This is a genomic window from Streptococcus sanguinis (assembly GCF_020729765.1).
In the GTDB taxonomy this organism is placed as follows: Bacteria; Bacillota; Bacilli; order Lactobacillales; family Streptococcaceae; genus Streptococcus; species Streptococcus sanguinis_Q.
Genome location: NZ_JAJEPD010000014.1, coordinates 1 through 11,256 on the forward strand (window position 1 = coordinate 1; position 11,256 = coordinate 11,256).

Sequence of the window (11,256 nt, forward strand, 5' to 3'; positions counted from 1 at the left end):
CGTCGATGCAGATTCACTCGCAGACACAGACGCACTCGTCGACGCGGACGTACTTGCACTTACTGACGCACTCGTTGATGCAGACGTACTTGCAGATACTGACGCGCTTGCGGACGCAGATGTGCTTGCTGATAYTGCTGTGATTGATATGAGATTGAGATATTTACTTCTTGGAATATGCCTTGATATTGAACACAGTATAAAAACAGCTATTATGGACATTGTGACAAAAAATCCTCGTATCGATGGCTATGATATTGTGAAAGATTATGCTGTATATAATCCTCAAGGTTATAACAACACTATAAACGCCTTATCTAAAAATGCTTATCTGAAAAATATTTATTTGAAGCATCATCAAGATATACCTATTTGGGTACTTGTTGAGGTAATGGATTTTGGGAACATATGTTATTTTATCGAAATGTATTGCAAGAAATACCCTAGCAACAAACGATTAAAAAAGGCTAAGCAATTCAGTTCATATGCTCGTCATATTAGGAACGCTTGCGCTCATAGTAATGTTTTACTTGTTGATATGCTTAATCAGAAGCTTAAACAACCATCAGCTGTTATCCTCTCGCTTGGTGAATCATTTGGATTGGATAGATCAGATTTAAGATATAGAAAATTACATGACATTTTTTCTCTTATTATCCTTCATCGAGAGTATTGCGGCGATAAATTAAAGCGACATAGACGACTAGAGGCTATAGAACTCGCTAAGCGTTCAAAGAGATATATGAAATACTACGAAGAAAACGAGGATCTGAAAAAAATTTATCAAATCCTTTGCAAAATTCTTGTAAAACAGTCTAAAACGTGATATGATATGAACAATTGTAAAAGAAACCTACCAAGGTTACACTGCTCTAGGTTTGTATATCTATACAAATAAGGGTTAAAACGAAATGAGCGTATCATCTTGCGAGATGGTACGCTTTTTTCAAAGCCTATATAAGCTGATTTAAGCCCTTTCTTTCTTTTCCAGATAGATTTTCACCTACCAACCTATCAAAACGAGCTCTAGGGCATTCTACAACGCCCTGGATCCATTTAACCCTTTCTTAAAACCCTTACGGCTTGCCTGCTGATGAAAAGAAAGGGGAACTAATGAAAATTACTGAAGTCAAAAAGAAAAACGGTACTATCGTTTACCGAGCTAGCGTCTATCTAGGAGTTGACAAGGTTACTGGTAAAAAAGTAAAGACAAGTATCACTGGACGGACAAGGAAAGAGGTCAAGAGCAAAGCCCAGCAAGCGCAGTTTGATTTTAAATCTAATGGTTCGACAGTCAAAAAGACGGTACAGGTCAAGACCTACAAAGAGCTTGCTGCCCTATGGCTAGAAAGTCACAGGCTGACAGTTAGACCGCAAACATTTGCTGTGACCAGGAGGCAAGTTAATCATCATCTTATCCCTGAGTTTGGGAGCATGAAGATAGACAAAATAACGCCTAGCAGCATTCAGGAGTTTATAAACAATCTGGCCCATAAGCTTGTAAATTTCAAGGAGATTAACTCAATTAATAGGAGAATACTGCAGCATGGTGTGACATTACAGCTGCTGGCATCTAACCCTGGGCGTGATGTGATTCTACCTAAGAAGCAAAAGAAAGGCAGAGAAGCGGTTAAGTTCATAGAGCCAGATAACTTAAAGGTGTTTATCGATTATGCTGAAAAGCTATCTACAAAGAGTTACAAGCATTATTACCGCTTTGTGGTCTTTAAGTTGCTACTGGCCACAGGCTGCCGCATCGGAGAGTTGACAGCTCTGGAGTGGTCGGATATCGACCTAAAGGAAAAGACTATCACGATCAATAAAACCTATAGCCAAGAAATTCGGATGATAGGAGAGACAAAGACAAAAGCAGGTACTAGAAAAATAAGCATAGATTCTAAAACTACGCTCATGCTGAGGCAATACCAGAATCGTCAGCGGCTAAAGTTTTTAGAAGTTGGGGCGCAAGCTCCGTCTGTTGTCTTTGCCACTACAGTTAGAGAGTATCTGCCAAGGCATTCTCTCCAACAGATTATAGATAAGCGTTGCGAGACATTAGGCATCCCACGTTTCACTTGTCACGCTTTCCGCCATACTCACGCTAGTTTATTGCTAAATGCTGGTATCAGCTACAAGGAGTTGCAATATAGGTTAGGACATTCTAATATATCCATGACCTTAGATGTGTATAGTCACCTCTCCAAGAACAAAGAAAAAGAAGCTGTTTCATATTATGAAAAAGCTATAAATAGTCTATAAGTCCACAAAAAGGTGAACAATTTTATAAAACAACTTATCTATAAGGGTTATAAACCTTATTAAATCAACGTTTGAAAGGATAATAAGAGAAAATATGACGAAAATTCGCGGATTCGAGCTGGTTTCCAGCTTTACAAATGAAGATTTGCTGCCTAAGAGAGAGACGGCTCACGCAGCTGGCTACGATTTGAAAGTGGCAGAGCGTACCCCTATTGCGCCAGGGGAGATTAAGCTGGTTCCGACTGGTGTCAAGGCTTATATGCAGCCCGGAGAGGTACTTTATCTTTACGACCGCTCGTCCAATCCCCGTAAAAAAGGCTTGGTCTTGATTAACTCCGTAGGGGTCATTGATGGAGACTACTATGGCAATCCTGCAAACGAAGGGCATATCTTTGCTCAGATGAAAAACATCACGGATCAGGAAGTCGTTCTTGAAGTTGGCGAACGTGTAGTTCAGGCTGTCTTCGCACCTTTCTTAATTGCGGATGGAGATGAGGCAGAAGGCGTGCGGACTGGTGGATTTGGGTCGACAGGGAAATAGAGTAAGAAAATGGCAGACTATTTATTAGTTGTAGATATGCAGTCAGATTATGTTGCTGCAGGAAAAGCATATGATAATGAAGCACTGACTGTGGCTGTAAATGACAAAATTGCCAGCTATCCCAGCAATCGTGTTATCTATATTCTCAACCGTTTTTTCTGGGAGAGAAAAGATAGGAAGAAGAAATTTGCGACTGGTTTGCAGGTTGTATCTTTTCGCATCTTTGAGAAGCGTCGGGCTTCTTGCTTTACTAATCCGGATTTAAAAGATTTTTTAGAGGGAAACGGTGCTAAAAGCATAGAGTTTATTGGGGTCGATGGCAATGGCTGTGTCAAGGCTTCCGTTTTGGCAGCCGTCAAGGAGAATTATCAGGTTTCCATCGATTTGTCCGCTGTCGGAGTTGCTAACCAGAAGAAATTCTCTAAAACACTGAAGCAATGGCAAGATTGCGGAATCAAGATTGGATAGCTTTATGAGGACATTAGCATGAAAATTATTTTTATCCGCCATGGAGAGCCAGATTATTCACTTTTGGAAGAGGCTGGTTACACTGGCTTTGGACTAGATTTGGCTCCCTTGTCGGCTGCTGGTCGTCAGATGGCGACAGAGGCAGCTGCTAATCCTTTGCTGGAACAGGCGGAAATTCTGATCTCTTCTTCTGTGACGCGGGCTTTGGAGACGGCCTCCTATTTGATTCGAGACCGCCAACTGCCGCTTTTTGTGGAGCCTTTTCTGCATGAATGGCAGGTATATGAGAGTGGGATAGATAAGTTTGAGCAGGCTCGGAAGTTATTTTTGGAAAATAATGGTTCTCTTCCTGCAGGAAGTCCTGTCCGGTATGAGACGGCTGAGCAGATGAAAGTCCGTTTTTTGCGCACCATAAACAAATACAGAGAATACGAGACGGTAGCTCTTGTAGCCCACCGCATGCTCATCCGCCAGTTTGTAGTTGATCAGCAGATTGATTTTTGTCAGTTTGTTGAATGTGAATTGAAGTTTTAATGTTTCGTTGTAAAAAGAATCTTAATAAAAGGATTTTGAGATAGAAGAAAATATGAAAGAATTTAAGAACAAGGACTATGCAACAGAAATTCGTCAGAAAATTCCAGGCTATGATGTGATGCTAGATGTGATTTTCCGAGGAGTATTGCTTAGGTTAGCACCCAGTTTAAAAGTCGATAAGGTGTTAGCTTTGGCAAGCCAGACGGATGAGTTAAATGGTTTGGCATCCTTATTTCCTAAGGCAGGGTTGACGGTTGTGGAGCCAAGTGAGGCGATGCTACAAGAGCTTAAAAGTCAGGTTCATCTGCCTTAAGCGGAGTATCTTAATAATCGATTTGAAGAAGCAGTGCTGCCTTCTGCTTATCAGATTTGTTCTTGCTTGCTAGTGTTGCAGTTTGTTGAAAATCCCAGCTTATTTCTTCGAAAAATTTATGACTCTTTAAGTGAAGGTGGCCTTCTGATTCTTAGCTTTTTTTCCAACCAGCAACTGGGCTATTGGAAAACACTTGCTTCAGAGCTAGGAGCCAATCAGCAACAAGTTCAGCGTACTTATGAGAATCAAGCTGGTTTGATGAATTCCCTCTCGCCTCAAGAAGTTGCAGGCCTGCTAGAAGAGGCTGGCTTTACTAATATAGAGCAGGTGTGTCAGGTCTTATCTACTTTTGTTTGGATTATTAGAAAATAAGGAGAATCACCATCGCTAAGAAAAAAACGACCTTTGTCTGTCAAAATTGTGAATATCATTCGCCCAAGTACCTAGGCCGCTGTCCTAACTGTGGCTCTTGGTCTTCTTTCGTTGAGGAAGTAGAGGCTGCTGAGGTCAAGCATGCCCGTGTTTCCTTGACGGGCGAAAAGACCCGGCCCATGAAGCTGGCTGAGGTCACTTCGATTGATGTCAATCGGACCAAGACGGAAATGGATGAGTTCAATCGTGTACTGGGTGGTGGTGTCGTGCCTGGTAGTCTGGTTCTGATTGGCGGGGATCCTGGTATCGGGAAATCCACCCTGCTTCTGCAAGTATCCACCCAGCTTTCCCACCAGGGCACCGTCCTATATGTCAGTGGGGAGGAATCAGCTGAGCAGATTAAGCTTCGGGCGGAGCGTCTCGGTGATATTGACAGTGAATTTTATCTCTACGCCGAGACCAATATGCAAAATATCCGCACGGAGATTGAGAAAATCAAGCCAGATTTTCTGATTATCGACTCTATACAGACGGTGATGTCGCCGGAAATTTCCAGTGTTCAAGGCTCTGTTTCTCAAGTTCGAGAGGTGACAGCTGAGCTCATGCAGCTGGCCAAGACCAATAATATCGCGACCTTTATCGTTGGTCACATGACCAAGGAAGGAACCTTAGCTGGCCCCCGAACGCTAGAGCACATGGTGGACACAGTGCTTTATTTTGAGGGCGAACGTCAGCACACTTTCCGTATTTTACGGGCGGTCAAGAATCGCTTTGGCTCAACCAATGAGATTGGCATTTTTGAAATGCAATCTGGTGGGCTAGTTGAGGTTATCAACCCCAGTGAAGTCTTTCTGGAAGAACGTCTGGACGGCGCGACAGGCTCTTCTATCGTCGTGACTATGGAAGGAACGCGGCCGATTCTGGCGGAGGTGCAGGCCTTGGTGACACCGACCATGTTTGGCAATGCTAAGAGGACCACGACTGGTCTGGACTTTAACCGAGCCAGCCTCATCATGGCAGTTCTGGAAAAGAGGGCAGGACTCCTCCTGCAAAATCAAGATGCCTACCTCAAGTCTGCTGGAGGTGTCAAACTAGATGAGCCAGCGATTGATTTGGCGGTAGCTGTAGCCATTGCTTCCAGCTACAAGGATCTGCCTACAAATCCTCAAGAGTGCTTTATCGGTGAAATTGGCCTGACTGGTGAAATCCGTCGGGTTAATCGCATCGAGCAGCGCATCAACGAAGCAGCAAAGCTGGGCTTCACCAAAGTCTACGCTCCTAAAAACTCTCTGAACGGTCTCAAAGTTCCAGACAATATCCAAGCCATCGGTGTGACGACGATTGGGGAAGTCTTAAAGAAAGTATTTTCTTGATTAAAGTAGTATTGCGAAAAGTTGTTGTGCGTGCTATAATATTGCTAGAAAGAATAGGATTTATCTGGAATTTCCTATAAGTTGTTTTTCCAGATTTTTTAGGAGGATAATCAACCATGGTAGATCATCGTATGAATGTTTCTATTACCAACAATGCTCAATTTCCCTTGGCGGAGATTGCCTTAGATGCATCAGAGTCTGTTCGTATTCAGACTGGGAGCATGATATATCACACCCCCAACGTTGTCTTGAATGCTAAAGTGAATGCAGAGTCTCAATCAATCTTTGGCATGGCAATCCAAGCTGTGGGCCGTTCTATGGCTTCTGGCGAAGGAGTGTTTATCACTGAAGCAACTGCTCAATCAAATAACGGTCGTCTAGCCTTAGCGCCTAATGTACCTGGTCAGATTGTTGCTCTGGAACTAGGCGAAAAGCAATACCGCCTTAATGATGGAGCTTTTCTGGCTATGGATGGTTCTGCCTCTTATACTTTGGAGAGGCAGTCGGTGGGTCGAGCTCTCTTTGGTGGCCAAGGAGGCTTTTATGTGATGAGTACCCAAGGTCAGGGGACACTCTTGGTAAATTCCTTTGGCTCGATTCAAAAGGTCGAGCTGCATAATGATAGGATAACGATTGACAATGCCCACGTAGTAGCATGGAGTCGAGAGTTGGAATATGATATTCATTTAGAAAATGGTTTCTGGCAGTCCATGGGAACTGGTGAAGGAGTGGTTAATACCTTCTATGGAACTGGCGAAATTTACATCCAAAGTCTCAATATTGAAACCTTTGCAAATGTTCTTCGCCCACACCTGAATATTGACAATTCTTGAAAATTTCTAGGAGAGACTCAGGCAGTCTCTTCTTTTTTGATGCTTCAGTTTTCCTTTGTTCAAAATGTAGGAAAATGTTATAATCAAGTCATAATAAGAAGGAGGCAGATTCAATGCGATTTTCTATGGACAGTAATATGCAGTTTCCTTTGGTTGAGTTGTCGCTCAATCAGGGAGAAACCGTCTTTATCCAGCGTGGCAGCATGGTCTACCACACGCCTAACGTGACTCTGAATACCCAGCTCAATGCCAGCGGTTCTGGCTTGGGACGTTTTGTCAAGGCTGTAGGGCGGTCAATGGTTTCTGGTGAAAGTACCTTTATTACTCAGGCTGTTGCCCAGTCTGATAATGGCTACCTTGCTTTAGCGCCAGATTCTCCTGGTCAAGTCATTCCCCTTCAGCTAGGCGAAAAACAATATCGGCTGAATGACGGCGCCTTTCTAGCTCTTGATGGTACGGCATACTATACCATGGAGCGCCAGTCTGTTGGGAAAGCCCTCTTTGGCGGTCAAGGCGGTTTCTTCGTCATGACAACTCAAGGTCAGGGCACTCTTTTGGCTAATGCCTTTGGATCTATTAAGAAAATTGAGCTTCATAACCAAGAAGTGACGATTGACAATGCCCATGTAGTAGCTTGGAGCCAGTCTTTGAATTATAATATCCATCTGGAAAATGGCTTCTGGCAGTCTATCGGAACGGGAGAAGGAGTGGTCAACACCTTCCAAGGTACTGGTGAAGTCTATGTGCAAAGTCTCAATCTTCAAACCTTTGCAGGCTCACTCAGCAAGTTTATTCCAAGAAGCTCATAACAAATAAAACTAGGACAGAAGATCAGGCTAGATGCTGGATTTATCTGTCCTATTTTTTTATAACAAAGTCGAGAACTGACAAATAGCAGAAAAGATGGTAAGATAATATAAAATTATTTGGATATCAAAGTACCAGCAAGGGGAAAGAATGTCTTATTTTGAAAACTTTATGAAGGCTAATCAAGCCTTGAAAAGGCAACGGCCGCCTTTATGATCTAGCTGTTAGCACCATCGGACGCGAACTCGTTCGTGGCATTTTTGGCGGATTAAAGAAACGTTAGGAGAATAAAGTGACAATTACTATAAAACCTTATCAGAAATTGCATAAAGAGGCTGTTTTAGAATTATCAATTCAAGCTTGGTCTCCAGTTTTTCCAAAAATGGAAAAAGGAGTTCCTAAGTTTGTTTATGACAATTTTTATCCTCAAGGGTGGGAAACAAGGCAAATCAATGATCTAACAGCAGTCTTAGATGAAGAGAGTCAGTTTTCCTGGTTAGCTTTTCTGGAGGAAGAATTAGTCGGATGGATTCACATTCGCTTGCACCCTGAGGATAAGATGGGTGAGATTTATATCCTAGCTGTTGCTCCAAGATATCAGCGTCAAGGTATCGGAAAAGCGCTCATGACCTATGCTTGTGATCAGATTAAACAAAAAGGAATGGAAATGGTCATGGTTGAGACGGGCGGTGATCTAGGTCATGCACCGGCTCGTAAAACCTATGAGAACTTTGGTTTTGAACAATGGCCCGTTGCTCGCTACTTTAAGAAGTTGTAACACATGGCTCTTTGTCAACTGTAGTGGGTGATAAAAACTAGCACAGAGAGCAGTTCATATAGGTTCTCTCTTTTTTGAAGTTAGGGAAGTTCTAAAGCCAAAACCTAGTATGATAAGGTTAATTCGTTTGAAGATCAAATAATATAATTAGTCAGGAGTCAAAATGTCATATTTTGAAAACTTTATGAAGGCCAATAAAGCTTATGTTGATTTGCATGGGACAGCACATCTGCCCATCAATCCCAAGACCAAGGTAGCTATCGTGACCTGCATGGACTCTAGGCTTCACGTGGCTCAGGCTCTGGGTCTAGCACTAGGAGATGCTCATATCTTGCGCAATGCCGGCGGTCGGGTAACAGAGGACATGATTCGCTCGCTAGTCATCTCCCAGCAGCAGCTAGGAACGCGGGAAATCGTGGTTTTGCATCATACAGACTGTGGGGCACAGACCTTCAAGAATGAGGATTTCACGGCCTATCTTCATAAAGAACTAGGTGTCGATGTCAGTGATCAGGACTTTTTGCCCTTTACAGATGTAGAGGAAAGTGTGCGCGAGGATATGGCCTTGCTGCGGCAGTCACCACTGATCCCAGCTGATGTAGAAATCTCAGGAGCGGTTTACGATGTAGATACTGGCCGGATGACAGTTGTTGAGGAATAGTTGGGAAGTCAATTTCTTTGTCTGCGCATCAGCATTGAAATTGGCTCCTTTTTTATGTTAAAATAGAGAAACGATTTTAATTAGTTAGGACAATGTTATGATTCTTTCCATTATTTCTCAGGGATTGGTTTGGGCCGTCCTAGGTCTAGGTATTTTTATGACCTTCCGGATTCTGGGCTTTCCTGATATGACGACAGAAGGCTCCTTCCCCTTGGGCGGGGCGGTGGCTGTTACCTTGATTACTAAAGGAGTCAATCCTTTTCTGGCAACAACAGCAGCCGTTTTAGCGGGCTGTGCTGCGGGTGCCGTGACAGGTATGCTTTATACCAAAGGGAAAATTCCGACTCTGCTTTCTGGGATTTTGGTCATGACCTCCTGCCACTCTATCATGTTGATGCTGATGGGTCGTGCCAATCTGGGGCTTTTAGGCAGCAGTAAAATTCAGGATGTTCTGCCCTTTTCAGGAGAAGTCAATGACCTCTTGACTGGTTTGATTTTTGTCAGTCTAGTGATTGCAGCTCTGCTCTTTTTCTTGGATACCAAGCTAGGGCAGGCCTATATCGCGACTGGAGATAATCCAGACATGGCTCGCAGTTTTGGAATCAATACTGGCCGTATGGAGTTGATGGGACTGATTCTGTCAAATGGCTTGATTGCTCTAGCTGGAGCGCTGATTGCCCAGCAGGAAGGCTATGCAGATGTTTCCCGTGGGATTGGAGTGATTGTAGTCGGTCTGGCCAGTCTTATCATTGGCGAGGTGCTCTTCCAGAGTCTGACCTTGGCAGAGCGGCTGATTACCATTGTGGTTGGTGCGATTGCCTATCAGTTCTTGATCTGGGGCGTCATCGCTCTCGGCTTCAATACCAACTATCTCCGTCTCTACAGTGCGGTAATTCTGGCCGTCTGTCTCATGATTCCAACCCTGAAAAATAAATTCTTTAAAGGAGCCAAGTTAAGCAAATGACAGCGATTGTAGAATTAAGAAATGCAACCAAGCTTGTAAAGAGCGGCTTTGATGAAGAAAAAATCATCCTAAATGATGTTTCTTTAGACATTCATGAGCATGATTTTATTACGATTTTAGGCGGAAACGGTGCAGGAAAGTCAACCCTGTTCAATGTCATTGCCGGAACTCTCCCTCTGACCAGCGGCAGCATTCATATCTTGGGGGAAAATGTCACTCATTTTTCACCAGAAAAGCGAGCCAAGTACCTGTCCCGTGTCTTTCAGGATCCTAAGATGGGAACGGCTCCGCGGATGACAGTGGCGGAAAATCTTCTCATTGCCAAATTCCGAGGCGAAAAGCGTGGCTTGGTGCCCCGTGGGCTCAACAGTTATAGGGAAGAATTTCAGGCGACGATTGAGAAAATCGGCAATGGTCTGGACAAGCATCTGGATACACCGATTGAATTTCTCTCTGGCGGGCAAAGACAGGCTTTGAGCCTGCTCATGGCAACGCTCAAGCGACCAGAGCTTTTGCTTCTGGATGAGCATACTGCAGCACTGGATCCTAAGACCAGTGTAGCCTTGATGGAGCTGACCAATGAGTTTGTCAGTCGTGACCGCCTCACAGCTCTTATGATTACTCATCACATGGAGGATGCCCTCAAATATGGCAACCGACTAATCGTCATGAAAGACGGGCAGATTATTCAGGACTTAAACAAAGACGAGAAAGCCAAGATGACCATCGCAGATTACTACGGCTTGTTTGAATAGGTTTGCTCAGAGTTTTGTAAAAACAAGAGAAAGAATATGTACTAAATAATGTACTGTTCCCAAAAAGTTAGACAATTAATGTTCAAAAGACTCTCACAGATTAATAAAAACCGCTAGATTGCGGTTTTTTTGTTATCAAAATAGTCTAAATCACTCATCTAATCGAATAAACATCATTGCGTTAAGTAAGGAGATGAGTGCGACCGTATTAATATTATTGGAATAGATAAGTCTCTTGTTCTCAATGGGTGGAATAATAAAATTAGAAATGATGATATCGTAAGGTGATTCTTTTAAAGAATCAATTGATAGTTCTAATTTATTCCAAACTTCAAGTTCAAAATTGTTGCTGCAATAATAAGAAAGTGTCTCTGCTACTGATTTTGCATGATACTGATCAAAATTACTCATGATTAAAACCTTTAATTTAGGCTGATTTTGTAAAAGATTCAGCACTAAATGTTTGCTGTGAGTAATAAAAGTATAGGATAGATGGTTGATTTTCATTGGTGTGTTATGGATATCCAAAGTCTCTAGATAATGTTCAATCCCTTTTTTTATATCTGAAACAAATTGAGGGAAAATATTGTGAAAGTTT

General features: G+C 42.9%; 13 protein-coding genes and 1 pseudogene. 13 read left to right on the plus strand and 1 reads right to left on the minus strand.

All coding sequences use genetic code 11. The features are described 5' to 3' along the window. The 13 genes and pseudogenes from K4H96_RS00730 to K4H96_RS00790 all read left to right on the plus strand — a co-directional run. On the plus strand, positions 1–826 hold an 826-nt coding region (locus K4H96_RS00730; protein WP_227956311.1), incomplete at its 5' end, for an Abi family protein. 287 nt (positions 827–1,113) lie between these two features. Further along, positions 1,114–2,259 (plus strand): tyrosine-type recombinase/integrase, encoded by a 1,146-nt coding sequence (locus K4H96_RS00735; protein ID WP_125330788.1) that lies wholly within the window; start codon positions 1,114–1,116, stop codon positions 2,257–2,259. Between the two features lie 94 nt (positions 2,260–2,353). Beyond that, entirely contained in the window at positions 2,354–2,800 is a 447-nt protein-coding gene (locus K4H96_RS00740) for a dUTP diphosphatase (RefSeq protein WP_223337734.1), read from the plus strand. A 9-nt stretch (positions 2,801–2,809) separates the two neighbouring features. After that, the gene (locus tag K4H96_RS00745; RefSeq protein ID WP_223337733.1) at positions 2,810–3,268 is read left to right on the plus strand and encodes a cysteine hydrolase family protein; all 459 of its coding nucleotides are present in this window, start codon (positions 2,810–2,812) and stop codon (positions 3,266–3,268) included. Positions 3,269–3,286: 18 nt separating this feature from the next. Further along, the gene (locus tag K4H96_RS00750) at positions 3,287–3,802 is read left to right on the plus strand and encodes a histidine phosphatase family protein (protein ID WP_223337732.1); all 516 of its coding nucleotides are present in this window, start codon (positions 3,287–3,289) and stop codon (positions 3,800–3,802) included. Between the two features lie 52 nt (positions 3,803–3,854). Further along, positions 3,855–4,487: pseudogene (locus K4H96_RS00755) on the plus strand (class I SAM-dependent methyltransferase). A 5-nt stretch (positions 4,488–4,492) separates the two neighbouring features. Next, entirely contained in the window at positions 4,493–5,860 is a 1,368-nt protein-coding gene (gene radA, locus K4H96_RS00760; RefSeq protein ID WP_223337871.1) for a DNA repair protein RadA, read from the plus strand. A 116-nt stretch (positions 5,861–5,976) separates the two neighbouring features. Continuing rightward, the gene (locus K4H96_RS00765; protein ID WP_002916623.1) at positions 5,977–6,693 is read left to right on the plus strand and encodes a TIGR00266 family protein; all 717 of its coding nucleotides are present in this window, start codon (positions 5,977–5,979) and stop codon (positions 6,691–6,693) included. A gap of 113 nt (positions 6,694–6,806) precedes the next feature. Continuing rightward, positions 6,807–7,502 carry a TIGR00266 family protein gene (locus tag K4H96_RS00770; RefSeq protein ID WP_223337730.1) on the plus strand — a complete coding sequence of 232 codons (696 nt, stop codon included), beginning with the start codon at positions 6,807–6,809 and terminating at the stop codon, positions 7,500–7,502. Between the two features lie 290 nt (positions 7,503–7,792). After that, positions 7,793–8,278, plus strand: a complete 486-nt coding sequence (locus K4H96_RS00775) for a GNAT family N-acetyltransferase (protein ID WP_101771899.1) — start codon at positions 7,793–7,795, stop codon at positions 8,276–8,278. A 163-nt stretch (positions 8,279–8,441) separates the two neighbouring features. Then, on the plus strand, positions 8,442–8,939 hold the full coding sequence (locus K4H96_RS00780; protein ID WP_002893938.1) for a beta-class carbonic anhydrase: 498 nt from the start codon (positions 8,442–8,444) through the stop codon (positions 8,937–8,939). A gap of 97 nt (positions 8,940–9,036) precedes the next feature. After that, on the plus strand, positions 9,037–9,903 hold the full coding sequence (locus K4H96_RS00785) for an ABC transporter permease (protein ID WP_002905459.1): 867 nt from the start codon (positions 9,037–9,039) through the stop codon (positions 9,901–9,903). Continuing rightward, the gene (locus K4H96_RS00790) at positions 9,900–10,658 is read left to right on the plus strand and encodes an ABC transporter ATP-binding protein (RefSeq protein ID WP_002926225.1); all 759 of its coding nucleotides are present in this window, start codon (positions 9,900–9,902) and stop codon (positions 10,656–10,658) included. The genes K4H96_RS00785 and K4H96_RS00790 overlap by 4 nt, the downstream gene beginning before the upstream one ends. 150 nt (positions 10,659–10,808) lie before the next feature. Here K4H96_RS00790 and K4H96_RS00795 read toward each other — a convergent pair. Further along, positions 10,809–11,256 (minus strand): M protein trans-acting positive regulator PRD domain-containing protein (locus K4H96_RS00795; RefSeq protein WP_321573081.1); only part of this gene is annotated, 448 nt, incomplete at its 5' end.

Excerpts from the sequence above, each read along its gene's own strand:
- K4H96_RS00790 (WP_002926225.1), top strand. The coding sequence starts at position 9,900 with ATGACAGCGATTGTAGAATTAAGAAATGCAACCAAGCTTGTAAAGAGC.
- K4H96_RS00785 (WP_002905459.1), top strand. The coding sequence starts at position 9,037 with ATGATTCTTTCCATTATTTCTCAGGGATTGGTTTGGGCCGTCCTAGGT.
- K4H96_RS00740 (WP_223337734.1), top strand. The coding sequence starts at position 2,354 with ATGACGAAAATTCGCGGATTCGAGCTGGTTTCCAGCTTTACAAATGAA.
- K4H96_RS00770 (WP_223337730.1), top strand. The coding sequence starts at position 6,807 with ATGCGATTTTCTATGGACAGTAATATGCAGTTTCCTTTGGTTGAGTTG.
- K4H96_RS00745 (WP_223337733.1), top strand. The coding sequence starts at position 2,810 with ATGGCAGACTATTTATTAGTTGTAGATATGCAGTCAGATTATGTTGCT.
- K4H96_RS00735 (WP_125330788.1), top strand. The coding sequence starts at position 1,114 with ATGAAAATTACTGAAGTCAAAAAGAAAAACGGTACTATCGTTTACCGA.
- K4H96_RS00765 (WP_002916623.1), top strand. The coding sequence starts at position 5,977 with ATGGTAGATCATCGTATGAATGTTTCTATTACCAACAATGCTCAATTT.
- K4H96_RS00750 (WP_223337732.1), top strand. The coding sequence starts at position 3,287 with ATGAAAATTATTTTTATCCGCCATGGAGAGCCAGATTATTCACTTTTG.
- K4H96_RS00780 (WP_002893938.1), top strand. The coding sequence starts at position 8,442 with ATGTCATATTTTGAAAACTTTATGAAGGCCAATAAAGCTTATGTTGAT.